The following is a 19,549-nucleotide window of genomic DNA, read 5'->3' as shown; positions in this document are numbered from 1 at the left end:
CCGATCGAAGCATGTTTTCGGCTCGACTATCGATTCCTGACCGACGAGTCACTAGTCTGAATATGAAACGTGTTCTAGTCTTGTCTCGAAGTTCCAGCGCCGGAAGACCAGAGGAGTCACCCCGCCATGCATACCGAGATCTGCGAACGACTGGGCATCGATGTCCCCATCTTCGCTTTCACCCATTGCCGCGACGTCGCCGCCGCGGTGAGCAACGCCGGTGGTCTCGGCGTCCTGGGTGCGGTCGGTTTCACCGCCGAGGAGCTGGAGGTCGAGCTGGCGTGGCTCGATGAGCATGTGCACGGCGTGTACGGCGTCGACCTCGTGATCCCCTCCAAATACGAGGGCAAGGGCATCGACGACCTGAGCCCGGCCCAGCTGGAAGCCGAGCTGGCCAAGCTGGTTCCGCAGGGGCATCGTGATTTCGCCGAGAAGCTCCTCGCCGACCACGGCGTCCCGAAGCTGCCCGAGGGTGAACATCACGAGCAGCTGCTGGGCTGGACGGCCACCACCGCCGGCCCGCAGGTCGATGTGATCCTGAAGCACCCGAAGGCCAAACTGGTCGCCAACGCGCTCGGCACTCCGCCCGACGACATCATCAAGAAGGTGCAGGATTCCGGCCGGTTGATCGGCGCGCTGTGCGGTTCGGTCAAGCACGCGCTCAACCACAAGCGCGCGGGTCTGGATTTCGTGGTGTGCCAGGGCACCGAGGGCGGCGGTCACTGCGGTGAGATCTCCTCGCTGGTGCTGTGGCCACAGGTGATCGACGCGGTCGGGGATCTGCCGGTGCTGGCGGCCGGTGGTATCGGCAACGGCCGTCAGGTCGCCGCCGCGATGGCGATGGGTGCCGCGGGCGCGTGGACCGGTTCGATCTGGCTCACCGTGGAGGAGGCCAATGTGCCGCCGGCGCAGATGCAGACCTACATCGATGCCAGCAGCCACGACACCGTGCGTTCGCGCTCGTGGACCGGGAAGCCCGCGCGCATGCTCCGCAACGACTGGACCGAGGCATGGGAGCGCTCCGACACCCCGGATCCGCTGGGTATGCCGCTGCAGATGATGGTCGCCCTCGACGGCGTCAAGCGTGGCCACCGCTATCCCGAGGCCGCCAAGGACGTCAATTTCAACCCGGTCGGCCAGGTCGTCGGCATGATGAACAAGGTCGAGCGCACCTCCGATGTCATGCAGCGACTGATGGAGCAGTACCTCGAATCCTGTGAGCGGCTGAACAAGCTCAACAGCTGACCGATCCTGTCCGGCAGGGCCGCCGAGCCCTGCCGGACAGTCCGGTTCCCGATTCGCCGCTGTGGAACCGGCTGGTGCACTTGCGGTTTGCCGGTGTCGGTTGACACTCTGTATCCGCGATGAGAATTACATATGGTGAGCGGCCCGAATGCCGCCGACAAGCAGAACAGGTCCCCGCGATTCCGGCGTTTGCCCGGATCGCACTCGATACCACCGGATTTCGGCCGCGGCCGTCCCACGGCCCGCGGCGTGTGCCCGCCGAATCGATCGGGGCACGGTGGTGAAGATTCGCTCACGCGGACTGCGCCGCTTGGTCGCGGTCGTGGCCCCCGTCGTACTCGCCGTGATCGTGGCGGTGGTCTACAGCTTCGTCGACGACAAAGCGACGACCACCGATCCGAAACCCGATTCCGCGGCCGCGGCAACATTTTCCGGAAAAGACGTCAACGACCTCTTGTCGAAATTGGTGGTGGCGACCGAGGCGCCCATGACCGGCTACAGCCGGGAACAATTCCCGCACTGGGATCAGGACACCCCGGTCCACGGATTCGGCGATACCTTCGCCCAGTACGCCAAATGTTCCACCCGTGATGTGATGATGCTGCGCGATGCCACCGGATCGGTGAAACTCGACGCCTCGACCTGCAAACTCACGGTCGGTAAGGACGGCGGCTGGCGTGACCGCTACGGGGTGCTCGACGCCAAGACCGGAAAACTCAAGCCCTACAAGTGGATCACCGATCCGGCCGGAGTCGATGCCGAACATATCGTGCCGCTCGCCGAGGCGTGGCGTTCGGGAGCGCAATCACGCGATACCGACACGCGGCGCAATATCGCGAACGACGCGATCAATCTGGTCGCTTCGGACCCCTCGGCGAACAGGTCCAAAGGCGATCAGGACGCCGCGAATTATCTGCCGCCCGGTGTGTTCCGCTGTGAGTACGTCCAGCGCTATATCACCATCAAGGTAAAGTACGGCCTGACCATCGACCAGCCGGAGCAGACCGCATTGCGGACCGCGGTCGACGACTGCCTGCACAAGGGAGAATTCAAATAGTCGACATCATGGAGATCACCGGTAAGGCCGCCGTCATGACCGACGAGGAAGGGACGGTGTCCGGCGATCTCGATGTGACCGTCGACGACCAGGGCAGGGGACTGGTTCGCTATCGAGGTACCGAAACCTGGTATCACATCGGAAATCTCGATGGCGACCCTGCCCGCACCTGGACCGATGTCGCTGAACTGGTCGCCGCGATCGACACCGGCCGCGGCGAACGCGACGCCGCGGGCAATGTGATTCCGTTCGAGGCCTGAGCGCTCAGCCCAGCTGTTCGGCGCGTGTTTTCAGCGCGGCGGTCATCCCGCCGAATCCGGCGTGCAGCGCCTTGCCCATCGCGGTGGTGACCACCGGCGACAACCAGCCGCCCAGCTCGAAATGCGAGCGGTACCGGCAGCGTCCGCCGTCGAGCGGGGTCACGGTATGTGAACGCCGGCTGTGCAGGGCTCCCAGCGGTACCGGCTTCATGCTGTAGCTGAATTCGACGCCGGGGGTGTTGGTCCGGATGAACTCGCGCTGATTGCGCGGTTTCGGTGAGCCGAGGCGCACCAGCATATCGATCGGGTCGCCGGGTTCGAGGGTGCTGTGGCATTCGGTGACGAAGGGGTTCCACTCGCCGTAACTGCCGAGATCGGTCAGTACCTTCCACACCACCTCGGCCGGTGCGTCGATCTCCACGGTGTCATCGATCTCGAGAGCCATAGCCGTCACAATACTGAAACTTGTTCCATACGCGGTATTCGCGGGCCGCTCACCGGTCCACGGCCGGCACCGTCAGCGACTGGGTGATCAGCAGCCGTGCCGCCCGTGACACCCGCGCGGTGTCCCCGGTGACGAACCGGTCCTGTAGCAGGCCGCGAACGCCCGAAACGAGCAGGGTCGCGGTCGATTCCGGATCCGGCACCGTGGGCTCGAAACTCCGCAGGACATCGGTGAGAGCGGTGACCAGTGTGCGCACCGCCTCCTCGGCGTAGGTTCGAAACGGGCTGCCGGGGACGGTGGCCACCCCCAGTACCTGGTGCAGCACCCGGGTGCTGGCCACCCACTCGGTGGTGATGTTGACCGAGAACGATTCGATGAGCCGGCGCCGCAGTGCGGGGAGATCCGGCACGTCGGCGAACATGCCGGGGATATCCGGTCGTTGTGTTTCCAGCGCCGCCACCAGCATCTGCTCCTTGGTGCCGAAATAGTGGATCAGCATCCGCGAACTGGTTCCCAGGTACTGCGCCAGAGGTCGTAGTGACAGTTCGGTCAAGCCGTACTCGCCGATATAGGCGATGACTCCGGCGAGTAGTTCCGCGCGCCGGGCCTGGTCGAGTGGTCGAGGCACCTGTTGACTGTAGCGGTCGCTACGGGTATTCATATCGGCATGAGTGTAACGACTGCTACACAAACGGCGCGGGAGGTGGTCGTCACCGCGATGGCTGCCACCACCTGCCTGGGTTCGGATCTGGACAGCACCTGGGCGGCGCTGGTGGCCGGCAAGAGCGGTATCGGACCGCTGACCGACGAGTTCGTGACCCGCTACGAGCTCCCGGTCCGGATCGGCGGCCGCTTGACCGAACACCCGGGCGCCCATCTGACCCGCATCGAGCAGCGCCGCCATTCGTATGTCCAGCAGTTGGCACTGGTACTGGGCCGTCAGGTGTGGCAGGAAGCCGGAGCGCCGGATATCGACGCCGAACGATTCGGCGTGGCGATCGGCACCGGACTCGGCGGCGGCGACGCGTTCCTGACCGCGGTCGACGCGATGCGTGCGGGTGGCTACCGCAAGGTGCCGCCGCTGACGGTGCCGATGGTGATGCCCAACGGTCCCGCCGCCCGGGTCGGCCTCGAATTCGGCGCCAAGGCAGGCGTTTACGCGCCGACCTCGGCGTGCTCGTCGGGCGCGGAGGCGATTGCGCAGGCGTGGCGGCTGATTCGCACCGGCGAGGCCGATGTGGTGATCGCCGGTGGGGTGGAGGGCTACATCGAGGCGATTCCGATCGCGAGTTTCGCGATGATGCGCGCGATGAGCACCCGCAACGACGAGCCGGGACTGGCCTCGCGCCCGTTCGATCGCGACCGCGACGGATTCGTCTTCGGAGAGGCCGGCGCGCTGCTGGTGCTGGAATCGGAGGACTTCGCGCGAGCGCGCGGCGCGACGGTGCACGGCCGGATCCTCGGCGCCGGAATCACTTCCGACGGCTATCACATCACCGGGACCGCACCCGACGGCGCGGGTGCCGCGCGGGCCATGCGCAAGGCCATCGAGGCCGCCGGCCTGACCACCGCCGATATCGACCACATCGATGCGCACGCCACCTCGACTCCGGTGGGTGACGCCTCGGAGGCCAATGCCATTGCGGCCGTGGCCGAGCACGCCTCGGTGTACGCCCCGAAGTCGGCGCTCGGACATTCCATCGGCGCGGTGGGTGCGCTCGAGGCGATCCTCACCCTGTGCACACTGCGGGATCAGACCGTGCCTCCCACACTGAATTTCGACAATCCGGACCCGGGAGTGGACCTCGACATCGTGGCCGGCGCCGCGCGTCCACAGCGAATCTCACAGGCGTTGAGCAATTCCTTCGGCTTCGGAGGACACAACGTCACGCTCGCATTCGGCCGGGCGTGAGCGGCGGTTCCCCACAGCCGGCCCGGATTGTGGAATGCCGGATGTTCACGCTTGTCCACCGAATGCTGTGGATAGCCTCGCCGGCTGTGCACAACCGCTCCGCGGAATAACGGCACTACCAGCGGATTTCGGCATTTCGGGCACTGAACCCATTGACCGCCAAGAGGTTCGCGGCGGCCGGTACCCCGCGCCGGCCGCGGCCACCGTCGCACATGCCAGGCCGCGTTCGGTGCCGTCGGTGGTGGCGCTGTGCTGGGACTTCACCGGCTGATCGGATCCGGGCGAGGCTAAACCTGGTGCGGGCCGGTGAGCACTGATTCGCTACCGTTTGAGCGGTATCCGATCGAGTGGTGAGGTTTGTGCGCGCAATGGGTGAGAGTTCGATCACGTGGGTCGACGGCGCCGTGGTGACGATCGATCAGCGCGCCCTGCCGCACGAACTGCGTGAGCTGCGGCTCACCACGGTCGACCAGGTCATCGAGGCGATCTCGACCCTGGCCGTGCGCGGCGCTCCGGCGATCGGGGTGTCGGGGGCGTTCGGTGTCGCACTGGCCGCGTTGGCTCACCCGGGGGATCCGGCCCGGGTCGAGACCGAGGCGACTCGCATCGAGGCCGCGCGCCCGACCGCGGTCAATCTGTCCTGGGGGGTGCGGCGGGCACTGGCGAAACTGCCCGAGGGGGCGGCGGCGGTGCTCGCCGAGGCGCAGGCGATGCTCGTCGAGGACGGCCGCGTCAATCGCGCCGCCGCCGAACACGCCGCCGACCTGGTCCAGCGGCTGTGCCCGGCGCGGCCGTTGCGGATGCTCACCCACTGCAATACCGGCCGCCTGGCCACCACCGCGGTCGGCACCGCGGTCGGCGCGTTGGGCGTGCTGCACGCGCGCGGCGCGATCGACAGCGTGCTGGTCGACGAGACGCGCCCGTTGTTACAGGGCGCGCGACTGACCACCTGGGAACTGGCCGAGGCGGGTATCCCGCATCGGCTGACGATCGACTCGGCCGCGGCGTGGGCGATGGCGTCCGGGCAGGTCGACTGCGTGATCGTCGGTGCGGACCGGATCACCGCCGACGGATCGGTGGCCAACAAGATCGGCACCTACGGTCTGGCGCTGGCCGCACGTCACCACGGCATCCCCTTCATCGTCGTGGCGCCGGAATCGACGCGTGATCCCGCGACCGGCACCGGCGCCGAGATCGTCGTCGAACAGCGATCCGCGGCCGAGGTGACCCACCTCGGCGGACATGCGAACGCACCGGTCGACACCGCGGTGTTCAATCCGGCCTTCGATGTCACCCCACCGGAATTGGTGACCGCCGTGGTCACCGAGAACGGACCGGTCGCCGAGTCCGGGCCCGCGAGCAGCGCGCCGGATCCGGGCGATCCGGCCGGCGCCGAGATCGCGGCCATCGCGCGGGCGCTCTACATCCGCGGGTGGATGCCCGGTACCGCGGGCAATATCTCCGTTGTCGAGGCCCCGTCCGCGGCGGACGGGCGGACTGCGCGCACCGCGCTGGTCACCGGCAGCGGTTTGTCCAAGGGGGAGCTGACCCCGGCGGATATGGTGCGGGTCCGGGTCGAGGACTCCGAATCGGTAGCCGGGCAACGGTGTCCCTCCGCGGAGACCGCCATCCACACCGCGATCTACCGCGCCACCGACGCGGGTGCGGTGGTGCACGTGCACCCACCGCATGCGACGGCCACCTCCGTCGATGCCGCGGATCGGCTGCGATTCACCGGATTCGAACTGATCAAGGGGCTGGGCGCGACCGGCGCCATCGACATCCCGGTCTTCGCCAACCACGCCGATGTGCCGCGCATCGGCGCGGAGATCGAGCGGTACCTGCGCGCACATCCGGACGCGCCGCCGGTGCTGTTCATCGCGGGACACGGCATCACCGCCTGGGGCGCGGGCCTCGCGCAGGCCCGTGACCGCGCGGAATGCCTGGAAGCCCTGTGCGAACTGGTGTCGCTCACCGGACGCCGTGACATCTCATCCGATCTTCCCGAGGAGCGCACGCAATGACACTGTTGCACATCGCCGCTGATTCCGATCCCGCGCAGGTGCGCCTGCACACCGGCGATCCCGAGCGGATCGCCGCCGAACTCGCTACGCGCGGTATCGTTTTCGACCGCTGGCCCGCCCGGGTGGTCACCGCCGCGATCTCGACGCAGGACATCCTCGACGACTACCGGGATCGGATCGACGAGCTCAACGGCGACGGCCGCTACCGCCATATCGACCTGGCCCGGCTACATCCCGACGACACCGATCCGCAGTGGCCCGCACAGGCCCGCGCGGCGCGGGAGAAATTCCTCTCCGAACACCGGCACGCCGAGGACGAGGTGCGGTTCTTCGTGTCCGGGCGCGGATGCTTCTATCTGCATCTGGAACCGGAAGTCGTGGCGGTGGTGTGCGAGGGCGGTGATCTGGTGTCGGTCCCGGCGGGGACCCGGCACTGGTTCGATATGGGTACCCGCCCGGATTTCGTGGCCATCCGGTTCTTCGAGGAGGCCGATGGGTGGGTCGGCGATTTCACCGGTGACGCCATCGCCCAGCGGTTCCCGAGCCTGGACGAGCTCGTCGCGGCATGAGAGGACCAGGCCCGGAGGCGGCAGCGTGCGTAACCACGCAGGGCCCCGCTCATGCCGATGGACCCAGCATGAGCGGACCAGGCCCGGAGGCGGCAGCGTGCGTAACCACGCAGGGCCCCGCTGATGCCGATGGACCCAGCATGAGAGGACCAGGCCCGGAGGCGGCAGCGTGCGTAACCACGCAGGGCCCCGCTCATGCCGATGGACCCAGCATGAGCGGACCAGGCCCGGAGGCGGCAGCGGCACCGAGCACCACCCTATTCCGCAGGAGCACACCGTGATCAGCGCCGTCGTCGTCGATATCGAGGGCACCACCAGCCCCACCAGCGCGGTGCGGGAGGACCTGTACGGCTACACCCGTCGTCGATTGCCGCAGTGGCTGGCCGACCATCGCGGTGGTGCCGCGGACCTGGTGATCGAGCAGACCCGGGAACTGGCGCGACGTCCGGACGCCGATACCGGCGAAGTGGCCGATATTCTGCGCGGCTGGCTGAACTCGGACGTCAAAGCCGCCCCGCTCAAGGCCGCGCAGGGATTGATCTGCGCCGAGGGATTTCGCGACGGCGCGCTGTCCGGCGAATTCTTTCCCGACGCGCCCGACGCGCTCCGCGCCTGGCACCGCGCCGGAATCGCGCTGTACGTCTACTCGTCGGGATCGGTGCGCAATCAGCGGGACTGGTTCGCCTATGCGCGCGGGGGAGAGCTGGCGTCGCTGATCGGCGCGTGGTTCGACCTCGCCAACGCCGGCGCCAAACGGGAAGCCGAGTCCTATCGGCGGATCGCCGCGGCGATCGGGGTGCCCGCGCACGAGATCCTGTTCCTGTCCGACCATCCCGATGAACTCGACGCGGCGGTGGCGGCGGGCTGGCAGGCGGTCGGCGTCACCCGAGCGGGCGAACCGAACTCACCCCGGCCGCCGCATCGCTGGATCTCCGGCTTCGGCGAACTGGATCTCGCCGCGGCCGGTCACTGACCGGCCCGCGGGCGCTCAGGCCACCGAGCTGGTGGCCCGGGCGATGAGGTGTTCGACGAGCGTCATCAGCACCGTCTTGCAGGAGCTGCGGTCGCGGGCGTCGCAGAGCACCACCGGAATGTGGGCGTCGAGATCCAACGCCTCGCGCACCTCTTCGGTGGTGTAGATCGGCGCGTTGTCGAAGCAGTTCACCGCGATCGCGAACGACAGGCCCCGGCGCTCGAAGAAGTCGATCGCGGCGAAGGAGTTCTCCAGCCGACGGGTGTCGGCGATCACGACCGCGCCGAGCGCGCCGCGCGCCAATTCGTCCCATAGGAACCAGAATCGGTCCTGGCCGGGGGTACCGAACAGGTACAGCACCAGATTCTGATCGATGGTGATACGACCGAAGTCCAGCGCCACAGTGGTGGTGGTCTTGCCCTCCACGCCCGACAGATCGTCGATGCCGGTGGACATTTCGGTGATCAGTTCCTCGGTACGCAGCGGCGTGATCTCGCTGATCGAGGACACCATGGTGGTCTTCCCGACGCCGAAACCGCCGGCTACGAGGATTTTGACCGACGCAGCCAGGTCGGCCGAGGACGAAGTATCAGGCACGGTGTTCTACAGCTTTCGGATTCCATCGAGTACTGCTCGCAAGATGTTCAGTTCGCCGGTCGCACCGGTGTCGGTGTCGGCCCGGGCCGGGGCTCGGAAGTTCAGTAGACCCTCGCCGATGAGATCACCGACGAGAATCTTGGTCACCGCCAGCGGCAGCTTCAGTCTCGCGGAGACTTCGGCCACCGATTGCGGGGCCCGGCAGAGCCGGACGATTTCCGCGTATTCGGGTTCGACGCGCCGCAGCGGCGGACCCGGTGACACGGTCACCACCAGGGTGAGCATGTCCAGATCGTGTCCCGCCCCCATTGTGCGGCCCCGAGTTACGGCGTACGGACGGACCAGAGGACCGGCCGCATCGTCGAACCACGGTTGACCGAAGCGCGTCATGACAATCTGTGCTCCACGTGCTCGGCCAGACCGTTTCGCGGATCGGTGGACAGGTAGTTACCGACACGCTGCACGGTCAGATTCATTTCGTACGCCACCATACCCAGATTCGCGTTCTCGTTGGCCTGCAATGCGATACATGCGTTGTCACCGGCCGCGGTCACGAACAGGACCGCGCGGTCGAGTTCGATGACGGCCTGGCGGACTCCGCCACCGTCGAAGCGGTTGCCGGCACTGCGCGCGAGACCGTACAGGGTGGCCGACATGGCACCGAAGTGCTCGGCGTCCTCGCGGCTCATCGATGTGGACCGGCCCAGCAGCAGCCCGTCGGTGGAGTGCACCACCGCGTAGCGCACCCCGGCCAGGCGATCGACCAAGTCGTCGAGCAGCCAGTTCAGATCACCTGCGTGGGAAGTAGTCACCTTCGCCTTCCTGTTCGTCCGGGCTGGAGTAGCCGGGCTGCGACTGTGAACGCCGGCCCTGCCTGGTCCCGTTCTCGATGGCGGACATCAGGTCCCGGGCCTGTTCCGCCGAGCGCGGCCGTTGCGGGGCCGCGTCTTCGGGTTGGGGGTCGTGCGCCAATTCCGGTGCCAGACTGGCCTGTCGGCGGCGGCGGGGCAACGGTGGGCGAGCATCGCTGCCAGTGTAGGACGGCCGCTGCGGCGTGCGACGCCCTGGTTGGTCGGTGGGCGCGGGCAGCTCGTGCCGGGGCTCGTATCGGCCGCCCGGCTCCTCGCGGTCGGGCGTCTCGTACCCGCCCGGCGGGTCGGTCCGCGGCACGGTATCGGTGCGGGGAAAATCCGACCACGACTGGGGTCGCGACAGGGTCGCCAGACCGGTTGCGGCCGAGGTGGATTCACCGGCCGAGATGGCCGGCATCTCGCCGGTCATGATCGGTTCGGGACGACGGCCGGCGAACCGCTCGGGCAGGTGGTCGGCCACCGGGGCCTCGGCGGCGACGACGGCGGTCGGGATCAGCACGATCGCCCGGATCCCGCCGTAGTCGGATTCCGACAGCCGCACCGTGATGCCGTGCCGGGCGCCCAGCTGGGCGACCACGAACAGGCCGAGGCGGGAATTCGCGGACAGCGTCGCGACCCCGAAATCCGGTGGATTGCGCAGCATCTCGTTGGCGCGTTCGAGTTCGTCGGCGGGCATGCCCATGCCCTGATCGCTGATCTCGAGGGCCACGCCCTTGCCGACCACATTGCCGTTGACCTCGACCCGTGACTGTGGTGGGGAGAACGAGGTGGCGTTGTCGACCAGTTCGGCGAGCAGGTGGATGAGGTCGGCTACCACGTTGCCGACGATGAACACCTGCGGCATGCGGTGCGCGCGCACCCGCGCGTAGTCGAGGGTTTCACCGATGGCGCTGCGGACCAGCTCGACCAGCGGAACCGGGCGCCGCCACTGCCGGCCGGGTTCGCCGCCGCCGAGGATGATCAGATTCTCGGCGTTGCGGCGTTCGCGAGTGGCCAGGTGGTCGAGCCGGAAGAAGGTCTCGAGCAGCGTGGGATCCTCTTGCCGCCGTTCGGCTTCGTCGAGGATCTCGAGCTGGCGGTGCACCACGATCTGGCTGCGGTGGGCGATGTTGAGGAAGACCGCGCGCACGCCCTCGCGGGTGCGGGCCTCGGTGACCGCCGCCGCCACCGCCGCAGTGTGGGCACGGTTGAACGCCTTGGCGACCGAGCCGATCTCGTCGTGCCCGAAATCCAGCCGGGCGGCCTCGGTTTCGGCGTCGATGTTCTCGCCTTCGCCCAGCCGGCGCATGGTCTCGGGCAACCGGACCTCGGCCAGGGCGAGGGTTTCGGTGCGCAGTCGTTTGAGCCGGCCGATCAGGCGGTTGGCCAGCCACAGTGACAGCAGGAAGGCCAGAATCGCGATCGCCATGACCCCCGCCCCCGCCCACAGCGAGTTGGTCGCGGTGCGCTCACCGTCGCGCACGGCGGTCTGGTTGGCGTGATCGTTCTGGTACTGCCAGGCGGCGAGCAACTGATCGCCGAGTTGTTCGGCGGCGGCGCGCCAGTCGGCGAAACTCATGGGCGGCGGGGGGATCTCACCGGCCTTGTTCGGCGCCGGCGGCTGGATGAGGTAGTCCTCCATCGCGGCCAGCTGCTGCCAGATGGGGGAGGCGAGGACGGCCTTGATCTTGTCGGCGGGCGGTCCGCTGAGTTCACCGGCCAGCTGCGGGATCTCGGTGCGGTAGTAGCCGACCAGGTTGCGGTAGTCCTCGCGGAGCGGGCCGGCGAGGATCTGGCCGTTGAGTTCGGCGGCGGTGAGGGCCGCGCTGCGCGACATGCCCTCCATCGCGTGCAGGGTGCGCAGACCGCCGGAAAGTTGCTGGGCGACGGCCGCATCGGGTGCGGTGGGGATGACGATATTGGTCCCGAGAACGACCGCGTCCAGGATCCGGTTGTAGATCGCGTAGGTGTCGGGAATGGGAAGGGCGCCCGCGTCGATGCCGCCGCGGATGGCGGGCAGCGACTTCTTCAGCGTTTCGAAGCCGCCGGTGTCGGAGCCCATTCGTCCGGCGTCGTCGCTGGCCATCAGCTGGGTTTCGGTGGAGGCCAACGCTTGTAGCGCGTTGTCGAGCCGGGTCCGCGCGGCGACGAGGGCGCCCGGATCGTTGTGCTGGCCGGAGAGCTGCCACAGCGACAGCATGCGTTCCTGCTCGACCGCGGCGATCATTTCGCGAGTGTGGACATTGGCATTGGCCAGGATCGATGCCCAGTCCTTCGCGTGTTGCCCCTCCCGAACCAGATAACTCGCTGTCCCCACACCGATTCCGAGCAACGCCAGGCTTGGAACCACGGCGATGGCCAGGATGCGGGTCCGGATTCCGAGCCTCGCTCTCAACATCGGCACAACATAACTGGCGATGTTTCAAACTTCAGGTCGGATACCGCTCAGTGGGACTTATATTGACTTTCGTAGTGCGATATGAGTTCGCAGGTGGGAGGCGAATCCGTACATGTGTCCAGTGAGACGAGGGCGAGGTCTTTGTGGCAAGTCACACGTTTGACCGACCGGACATATAGCTGTGCCGAAATGCGATGTGCGGCACAGGGATAGGTTACCGGCGTGTCGGCCGCCGTCGGCGTGTCGTGAGTGCGGCCATGATGAGCAGCGCCGCACATTCGATCGTTACGACGGTGACGACCAATGCGGAATACGATGTGTCCGACAGGAATCCCGTGATCGCGCCGCCCGCGGCGGTGGCCGCGCCGAGAACCGCGGCGTAGGTGCCGTAGGCGGTGGCGCGGCGGTCGCCGGGTACCAGATCGGCGACCATCGCGCGCAACGTCGACTCCTGGACGCCGACCGTCGCACCCCACAGCAACGCGCCCGCCAGGACCGGGCCGAGCCCGCCGGTGAATCCGAAGATCGGCACGAGCGCGGTCGAAATCGGCAGTAGCAGTAGCGTTCTGGAGCCGATCCGATCGTAGAGCCAGCCGGAGGTGAGGGCGGCGACCGCATCGGCGCCCATCGCGGCGGCGTAGACAACCGGTACCGCCGCCGTGCTCAGGACTCCGGCGGCGACCATGTGCAACGAGAGCACGCCGTAGGTGGTCGCGCCGAGCATGCAGACGGCGGTGAACAGGCAGTAGAGCCAGAACTGCGGCGGTAGCGGCGTTTTCGCCGGACGAGGGGCCGGGCGTTCGGACGGTTCGTATCGGGACGGATCGGGCACCTGGTGCCGGATCCGCGCCAGCAGCACAAGTGCGGCGGCTCCGGGGATCGCGAGCATGATCAGCGCGGGTGTGTAGTCGGTTTCGGTGATCGCCAGTACGGCCGCGACGGTGAGTGGACCGGCGACCGCGCCGATCTGGTCGAGGGCCTCGTGGACGGCGAAACCGCGACCCCGCCCGGTCACCGCGGTGGCATGGGACAGCAGGGTGTCCTTGGCCGGGCTGCGCACCGCTTTGCCCACCCGTTCGGCGATCACCAGGGCGCACGCCACCCACAGCACCCCGGCGACACCCAGGAGCGGCACGCTCAGCAGGGTCAGGACATATCCGGAGACCGTCCACGCCCAGAATCGCCGCGTCCGATCGGTGAGCGGGCCCGATACCAGGCGCAGCCCCAGCGCCGCCGCCTCGCCGATTCCGGTGACCAGTCCGACGACGAAACCGCTCGCTCCCAGGGAGCCGAGCAGTGGCCCGGTGATCGACCGGGCGCCCTCGTAGACGAAATCCGCCAGCAAACTGATGATTCCGAATCGGGCGACGAATCCCCACGCGCCGATTCGCGGGGTGTGGTCGTCGGCGGCGTGGTCGACGCCGGCACGTTCACGAGTCCGTCTCGCCGCCATCGCCGCCTCCGGATTGCCTGCTGTCACCCGAACCGAACCCCGCGCCCTGCCATCATCGCACCGTCGGCGCGCGGGCTCTACCGCTCGGGGCCCGGGCTGTTCAGGTGAATCCGTGCGACGAGGGCGCGATGGTCCGAACCGGGCAGCGATACCGTCGCCACCTCGGCGGCATTCCCCTCGGCGATCAGGATGTGGTCGATGCCGACCAGGGGCGGGTACGGCTTGTCGGTCGGATAGGTGACCAGTGGTCCGGCACCGGCCTGCTCGGCGGCGTCGCCGAATCGTCCCGTCAGCAGGGCGCGGAACTGCCGGTGATCGTAGGTGGCGTTGAAGTCGCCGCCGGCGATCACCGGGCGATCCGCCGGCGAGCGGTCGAGAATTGCTCCCAGCCGGGACAATTCGTCGGCCCACACGCTCGCGCTGTAGACCGGCGGCACCGGATGGAATGCGTACACCGTCACCGGTCCGGCGTCGGGGACGGTGACGGTCGCGGAGAGCTGGTTCAGTACGAATCCGTCGTATTCGGCAGGGTCCGACAGTGGATAGCTGCTCCAGATGCCGGTCCCCGTCGCGGTCCGGCCGGGGGAGAGGTGCCGGTAGGGCAGTAGCTGATCGAGGCCCGCGCGACCGAGTTCGGTGACCGCCGCGGCGGTGAGCTCGTCGACCGTGAGTATCTCGATATGCCGCGACCGCACCTGCTCGACCAGCGCGTGCGGATCCGCCCCGTCGAACAACAGATTCGCCTGCATCACCAGGACGGCGCGCCCGTCGGCGTCGCCGTGACCGGTGTAGAGCGGAATTTGGGTCCACACCGCAGCCGCGGAGACGGCCACCGCGACCCCCGCGTGGATCCAGCGCCGTCCTGCCAGGAACGCCACGGCCCCGGCCGGCGCGGCACACATCAGGTACGGCGCCACCGACGCCGCCAGGATCGGCCAGCGGGATCCGGAACGGCTGAAATGCACCGCGATTCCGGCAATCCCGGCGACAGTGGCGAGCCACGCGAATACGTAGGCGCCGTCCCGGAGAAGTTTCGCCATCACAGCGGACAGACAAGCACAGACCGTCGGCGCGTCCCGTGGGCGGTGAACCGATTCAGCGGCAGCAGTCGGGATCCAGGACGAAGCAGAGCGCCGCCAACGCGTCGCGTCGCGCGCGATGGACCACTGTCATCCCCGTTCGCTCGGCGTCGACGAGACCGGCCCTGCGCAGCTGACCGAGGTGATGGCTGACGGTCGATTCCGACAGTCCGACAACCGCGGCCAGGTCACTGCCCTTCTGGCCCTCGGACGCCCCGGCGAGCAGCAGGGACATGAGTTTGACCCGCACCGGATCGGCGAGCGCCTTGAGGCGCAGCGCGACCTCGAGCGCGGCGGCGTCGTCGACCGGTCCGGCCGCCACCGGCGCACAGCACACCGGGGCGGACATGTCGATCACGGGCAGAGCCTTGGGCATGTCGGCCATGGTATCCAAAAGTTTGACATATGTCGAAAAGGTGGCAAACTCGGCCGTGCCCAGTTTTTCGATATATGTCTCATCCTGGAGGTTCTCATGTCTCGCGTGCAGCTCGCCCTCAATGTCGACGACCTGGAACGAGCGATCGCCTTCTACTCGGCCTTGTTCGATGCCGAACCCGCCAAGCGCAAGCCCGGCTACGCCAACTTCGCCATCGAGCAGCCGCCGTTGAAGCTGGTCCTGCTCGAGAACGCCGGTCGTGGCGGCACGATCAACCACCTCGGTGTCGAGGTCGAGACCTCCGAACAGGTCCACGTCGAGATCGCCCGTCTCTCGGAAGCGGGACTGTTCACCGAGGAGCAGATCGCGACCACATGTTGTTTCGCCACCCAGGACAAGGTGTGGGTCACCGGACCCGACGCCGAGAAATGGGAGGTCTACACCGTCCTCGCCGACACCGAGAACTTCGGCGCCGCACCGGAATTCGCCACCGCCGCCGAAGCCGCGCAGGCCTGCTGTGGCGCCGGCGACACGGCTCCGGCCGAACCCGCCGCGGAATCGGCCGCCTGCTGCGCGCCCGAAGCGAAGAGCGAGGCGATCGCCACCGGCGCCACCTGCTGCCACTGACCCCACCGTCGTGGCGGGCGTGTTCACCGGACGTTCGCTTGCCCTCCGGTATCGACATCGGTCAATATCGATGAATGTCTAAACCAGAGGCGCCGTTGGCCGCGCCGATCGGCTGCGAGCCCACCCCTACGGTGGGGCGCACGCTGACCGGCGCGGAAGCGGGCGAGTTGGCGGCGATGTTCAAGGCCCTCGCCGACCCGGTCCGGTTGCGGGTGCTGTCGGCGATCGCGGCCCGCGCCGGTGGTGAAGCCTGTGTGTGCGATGTCTCCGACGGGCTCGATGTCACCCAGCCGACCATCTCCCATCACCTCAAAATCCTGCGCGAGACCGGTCTGGTCACCAGCGAACGCCGCGCTTCCTGGGTCTACTACCGCGTCGTTCCCGAGGCCCTGGAGCGACTGTCGCTGGTGCTGGGCCGCCAGGCCGGTGCGAAGGTGCCGGCGTGACGGCCACCGAACGCGCCGATCACCCCGCGGTGGTCGCGAAGCTGTCGACGCTGGACCGGTGGCTGCCGATCTGGATCGGCGTCGCCATGGCCGCCGGTCTGCTGCTCGGGCGCCTGATCCCCGGTCTCGGGGACGGTCTGTCCGCGGTCGAAGTCGACGGGATCTCGCTGCCGATCGCGATCGGACTGCTGGTGATGATGTATCCGGTGCTGGCCAAGGTCCGCTACGACCGCCTCGGTGCCGTCACCGGCGACCGCCGGCTGCTCGTGGGCTCCCTTGTCCTGAACTGGCTGGCCGGGCCGGCCCTGATGTTCACTCTGGCCTGGCTGCTGCTCCCGGATCTGCCCGAGTATCGGACCGGCCTGATCATCGTCGGTCTCGCCAGATGCATTGCCATGGTGATCATCTGGAACGACCTCGCCTGCGGCGACCGTGAAGCCGCCGCCGTGCTGGTCGCGTTGAACTCGCTGTTCCAGGTCGTCATGTTCGCCGTCCTCGGCTGGTTCTACCTCTCGGTCCTGCCGGGGTGGCTCGGCCTCGAGCAGACCGCCATCGAGACCTCACCCTGGCAGATCGCGAAATCGGTGCTGATCTTCCTGGGTCTGCCGCTCGTCGCGGGTTTCCTCACACGCCGAATCGGTGAAAAGGCACGCGGTCGCGACGTCTACGAGCGGACCGTGTTGCCGCGTATCGGTCCGTGGGCGCTGTACGGCCTGCTGTTCACGATCGTGATCCTGTTCGCCCTGCAAGGCCGCCAGATCACCGCCCGCCCCTGGGATGTCGTGCGGATCGCGGTGCCGCTGCTGGCCTATTTCGCGATCATGTGGGGTGGCGGTTACCTCTACGGTCGCCTGGCCGGCCTCGGTTACGAGCGCACCACCACGCTGGCGTTCACCGCCGCGGGCAACAACTTCGAACTCGCCATCGCCGTCGCGATCGCGACCTACGGCGCCGGCTCCGGCCAGGCCCTCGCCGGTGTCGTCGGCCCGTTGATCGAAGTTCCGGTGCTGGTCGGTCTCGTCTATGTCTCCCTCGCGCTGCGCCCGCGCTTCCGGGGGGCGCCCGCCGCCGCGCCTGCCGGGAAAGGGGTTGCGCGGCAATGACCGCCGTACCGAGTGTGTTGTTCGTCTGCGTACACAACGCGGGCCGGTCGCAGATGGCGCAGGGCTTCCTCGCCCAGCTCGCCGGCGATCGCATCGATGTCCGGTCCGCCGGGACCGCGCCCGCCGCGACGACCAATCCGGTCGTGGTCGAGGCCATGGGTGAGGTCGGGGTCGACATCACCGCGCAGACCCCGAAGATCCTCACCCCCGATACCGTGCACACCAGCGATGTCGTGATCAGGATGGGATGCGGTGACAGCTGCCCCTATTTCCCCGGCGTCGACTATCGCGACTGGACGCTCGCCGACCCCGCCGGACAGGGCCTCGACGCCGTGCGCCGGATCCGCGACGAGATCCGGTTGCGCGTGGAACAGCTGGTCCGGGAGCTGCTGCCGCGCCAGATGTGACCGATCCGCCGGGCGTGCCCGAGCCGAGGGTCGACACGTGATCGCAGCAGGTCCCGACAGTGAGAAGTCGCCGATGAATGGCGGTCGGATCCGAGCGGCGGGCGCGGTAGATTATGTGTATCCGAAGGTTACTCACAAGTAGGAGGCGACGATGCCCGTGCCGGAAGCTGCGGTATTCGAGCGTCTGCGGGCGTTCGCGTCCGTCGACGGTTCCACCGAGCACGCGAACAAGACCATCGCCGAGACGTTCACCGGACGGCCGCTGGGTGAGGTGCCGGTCGGCACCGCCGAGGATGTGAGCGCCGCGTTCACCAGAGCGCGTGCGGCGCAAGCCGAATGGGCCGCACGCCCACCGGCCGAGCGGGCGGCGGTCCTGGAGCGCTACCGGGCACTGGTGGTCGCCGAACGTGAATACCTCATGGACGTGATCCAAGCGGAAACCGGAAAGGCCCGCTGGGCGGCGCAGGAAGAGATCATGGGCCTGATGTTCGCGGCCCGCTACTTCTCCCGTGTCGCGCCCGGTCTGCTGGCGCCGCATTCGGTGCCCGGCGCGTTCCCCGTGTTGAACAAGGCCCGGGTGCGTAGCCAGCCCAAGGGTGTGGTCGGCGTGATCGCGCCCTGGAACTATCCGATGCTGCTGTCGATCGGCGATTCGATCCCGGCGCTGCTCGCCGGGAACGCGGTCATCGTCAAACCCGACAGCCAGACTCCGTACTCGTCGCTGGCGAATGTGGAACTGCTGTCGCGTGCGGGAGTGCCGCGCGATCTACTGCAGGTGGTCACCGGTCCGGGCACCGTGGTCGGCACCGCGATCGTCGAGCAGTGCGACTACCTGATGTTCACAGGTTCCTCGGCGACCGGCAGCACCCTGGCGCAGCAGTGCGGTAAGCGGTTGATCGGCTTCTCCGCCGAACTCGGTGGTAAGAACCCCATGATCGTCACCAGGGGCGCCGACCTGGGCAAGGTCGCCAAGGCCGCGGTGCGCGCCTGTTTCTCCAACGCGGGGCAGCTGTGCATCTCGATCGAACGCATCTATGTCGAGCGGTCGATCGCGGCCGAGTTCACCGAGAAGTTCGTCGCGGCGGTCCGGGCGGCGAAACTCGGTGCCGCCTACGACTTCTCGGCCGATATCGGCAGCCTGATCTCACCGGCCCAGCTGGAGACGGTCACCAAACACGTCGCCGATGCCACCTCCAAGGGCGCCGAGGTCCTCGTCGGCGGTAACGCCCGTCCCGACCTCGGGCCGCTGTTCTTCGAACCGACGGTGCTGACCCAGGTCACCGACGAGATGGAATGCGGCCGCAACGAGACCTTCGGCCCACTGGTATCGATCTATCCGGTGGCCGACGCCGAAGAGGCGATCGCGCGGGCCAACGACACCGAATACGGTCTCAACGCCAGCGTGTGGGCGGCCAGTGCCGCCGAGGGCGAGGCCATCGCCGCCCGGCTGCGCACCGGAACCGTCTGTGTCGACGAGGGCTACGCCCCGGCCTGGGGGACCACCGGTGCGCCGATGGGCGGTATGGGTATCTCCGGCGTGGGCCGGCGGCACGGTCCCGACGGACTGCTGAAGTTCACCGAACCGCAGACCGTCGTGGTCACCCGCGGCATGAATCTCGATGCCCCGTTCGGCCTTCCACAGTCGAAGTGGCAGGGTGCGCTGATGACCCTGGCCCGCAGTCTGCGCCTGCTGCCCGGACGCTGACCCGCCACCGCCGGGCGCCGGT

Annotated in this window: 21 protein-coding genes; 12 read left to right on the top strand and 9 right to left on the bottom strand. The window is 67.9% G+C overall.

Annotated features, from left to right (window positions below):
• The first annotated feature begins 126 nt into the window (after positions 1–126).
• The 3 genes from LKD76_RS17390 (at position 127) to LKD76_RS17380 (ending at position 2,562) form a co-directional block, all read left to right on the top strand.
• Positions 127–1,245 (top strand): NAD(P)H-dependent flavin oxidoreductase, encoded by a 1,119-nt coding sequence (locus LKD76_RS17390; RefSeq protein WP_227982379.1) that lies wholly within the window; start codon positions 127–129, stop codon positions 1,243–1,245.
• A 280-nt stretch (positions 1,246–1,525) separates the two neighbouring features.
• Positions 1,526–2,302 (top strand): HNH endonuclease family protein, encoded by a 777-nt coding sequence (locus LKD76_RS17385; RefSeq protein WP_227982378.1) that lies wholly within the window; start codon positions 1,526–1,528, stop codon positions 2,300–2,302.
• A gap of 8 nt (positions 2,303–2,310) precedes the next feature.
• Positions 2,311–2,562, top strand: coding sequence for a hypothetical protein (locus LKD76_RS17380; RefSeq protein ID WP_227982377.1), 252 nt, complete (start codon positions 2,311–2,313; stop codon positions 2,560–2,562).
• 4 nt (positions 2,563–2,566) lie between these two features.
• Here LKD76_RS17380 and LKD76_RS17375 read toward each other — a convergent pair whose 3' ends face one another.
• Together LKD76_RS17375 and LKD76_RS17370 are read right to left on the bottom strand one after the other, a co-directional pair.
• The gene (locus LKD76_RS17375) at positions 2,567–3,007 is read right to left on the bottom strand and encodes an SRPBCC domain-containing protein (protein ID WP_227982376.1); all 441 of its coding nucleotides are present in this window, start codon (positions 3,005–3,007) and stop codon (positions 2,567–2,569) included.
• Between the two features lie 49 nt (positions 3,008–3,056).
• Positions 3,057–3,635 (bottom strand): TetR/AcrR family transcriptional regulator, encoded by a 579-nt coding sequence (locus tag LKD76_RS17370; RefSeq protein WP_227982375.1) that lies wholly within the window; start codon positions 3,633–3,635, stop codon positions 3,057–3,059.
• 39 nt (positions 3,636–3,674) lie between these two features.
• Here LKD76_RS17370 and LKD76_RS17365 point away from each other — a divergent pair, with 39 nt between their 5' ends.
• The 4 genes from LKD76_RS17365 (at position 3,675) to mtnC (ending at position 8,485) form a co-directional block, all read left to right on the top strand.
• Positions 3,675–4,919 (top strand): KasA/KasB family beta-ketoacyl-ACP synthase, encoded by a 1,245-nt coding sequence (locus LKD76_RS17365; protein ID WP_227982374.1) that lies wholly within the window; start codon positions 3,675–3,677, stop codon positions 4,917–4,919.
• 368 nt (positions 4,920–5,287) lie between these two features.
• The gene (gene mtnA / locus LKD76_RS17360) at positions 5,288–6,943 is read left to right on the top strand and encodes an S-methyl-5-thioribose-1-phosphate isomerase (RefSeq protein WP_227982373.1); all 1,656 of its coding nucleotides are present in this window, start codon (positions 5,288–5,290) and stop codon (positions 6,941–6,943) included.
• On the top strand, positions 6,940–7,512 hold the full coding sequence (locus LKD76_RS17355) for a 1,2-dihydroxy-3-keto-5-methylthiopentene dioxygenase (RefSeq protein WP_227982372.1): 573 nt from the start codon (positions 6,940–6,942) through the stop codon (positions 7,510–7,512). Before mtnA ends, LKD76_RS17355 begins: the two co-directional genes overlap by 4 nt.
• Positions 7,513–7,789: 277 nt before the next feature.
• Positions 7,790–8,485 (top strand): acireductone synthase, encoded by a 696-nt coding sequence (gene mtnC / locus LKD76_RS17350; RefSeq protein ID WP_227982371.1) that lies wholly within the window; start codon positions 7,790–7,792, stop codon positions 8,483–8,485.
• 15 nt (positions 8,486–8,500) lie between these two features.
• Here the strand turns inward: mtnC and LKD76_RS17345 are convergent, their stop codons facing one another.
• The 7 genes from LKD76_RS17345 to LKD76_RS17315 form a co-directional block, all read right to left on the bottom strand.
• Entirely contained in the window at positions 8,501–9,082 is a 582-nt protein-coding gene (locus tag LKD76_RS17345) for a GTP-binding protein (protein WP_227982370.1), read from the bottom strand.
• A 6-nt stretch (positions 9,083–9,088) separates the two neighbouring features.
• Positions 9,089–9,472, bottom strand: coding sequence for a DUF742 domain-containing protein (locus LKD76_RS17340; RefSeq protein ID WP_227982369.1), 384 nt, complete (start codon positions 9,470–9,472; stop codon positions 9,089–9,091).
• Positions 9,469–9,894, bottom strand: coding sequence for a roadblock/LC7 domain-containing protein (locus LKD76_RS17335; RefSeq protein WP_227982368.1), 426 nt, complete (start codon positions 9,892–9,894; stop codon positions 9,469–9,471). Before LKD76_RS17335 ends, LKD76_RS17340 begins: the two co-directional genes overlap by 4 nt.
• Positions 9,872–12,331 carry a sensor histidine kinase gene (locus LKD76_RS17330; protein ID WP_227982367.1) on the bottom strand — a complete coding sequence of 820 codons (2,460 nt, stop codon included), beginning with the start codon at positions 12,329–12,331 and terminating at the stop codon, positions 9,872–9,874. The genes LKD76_RS17335 and LKD76_RS17330 overlap by 23 nt, the downstream gene beginning before the upstream one ends.
• Before the next feature lie 214 nt (positions 12,332–12,545).
• A complete protein-coding gene (locus tag LKD76_RS17325) occupies positions 12,546–13,784 on the bottom strand; it encodes an MFS transporter (RefSeq protein ID WP_227985282.1) in 1,239 nt (412 codons plus the stop codon).
• Between the two features lie 77 nt (positions 13,785–13,861).
• Positions 13,862–14,824, bottom strand: a complete 963-nt coding sequence (locus LKD76_RS17320) for an endonuclease/exonuclease/phosphatase family protein (RefSeq protein WP_227982365.1) — start codon at positions 14,822–14,824, stop codon at positions 13,862–13,864.
• A gap of 55 nt (positions 14,825–14,879) precedes the next feature.
• Positions 14,880–15,239 carry an Rv2640c family ArsR-like transcriptional regulator gene (locus LKD76_RS17315; protein WP_227982364.1) on the bottom strand — a complete coding sequence of 120 codons (360 nt, stop codon included), beginning with the start codon at positions 15,237–15,239 and terminating at the stop codon, positions 14,880–14,882.
• A gap of 96 nt (positions 15,240–15,335) precedes the next feature.
• Between LKD76_RS17315 and LKD76_RS17310 the strand changes: the two genes are divergently transcribed.
• From LKD76_RS17310 to LKD76_RS17290, 5 genes are all read left to right on the top strand, one after another.
• A complete protein-coding gene (locus LKD76_RS17310; RefSeq protein WP_227982363.1) occupies positions 15,336–15,866 on the top strand; it encodes an ArsI/CadI family heavy metal resistance metalloenzyme in 531 nt (176 codons plus the stop codon).
• Between the two features lie 74 nt (positions 15,867–15,940).
• A complete protein-coding gene (locus LKD76_RS17305) occupies positions 15,941–16,312 on the top strand; it encodes an ArsR/SmtB family transcription factor (protein WP_372465833.1) in 372 nt (123 codons plus the stop codon).
• Entirely contained in the window at positions 16,309–17,415 is a 1,107-nt protein-coding gene (arsB, locus tag LKD76_RS17300) for an ACR3 family arsenite efflux transporter (RefSeq protein WP_227982362.1), read from the top strand. Before LKD76_RS17305 ends, arsB begins: the two co-directional genes overlap by 4 nt.
• Positions 17,412–17,822 (top strand): arsenate reductase ArsC, encoded by a 411-nt coding sequence (locus LKD76_RS17295; protein ID WP_227982361.1) that lies wholly within the window; start codon positions 17,412–17,414, stop codon positions 17,820–17,822. The genes arsB and LKD76_RS17295 overlap by 4 nt, the downstream gene beginning before the upstream one ends.
• A 151-nt stretch (positions 17,823–17,973) precedes the next feature.
• Positions 17,974–19,527 (top strand): succinic semialdehyde dehydrogenase, encoded by a 1,554-nt coding sequence (locus tag LKD76_RS17290; protein WP_227982360.1) that lies wholly within the window; start codon positions 17,974–17,976, stop codon positions 19,525–19,527.
• Positions 19,528–19,549 lie beyond the last annotated feature (22 nt).

The organism is Nocardia spumae (genome assembly GCF_020733635.1).
In the GTDB taxonomy this organism is placed as follows: Bacteria; Actinomycetota; Actinomycetes; order Mycobacteriales; family Mycobacteriaceae; genus Nocardia; species Nocardia spumae.
Note: the sequence above shows the minus strand (reverse complement) of the source record. Positions and strands in the feature narration are given on the sequence as shown.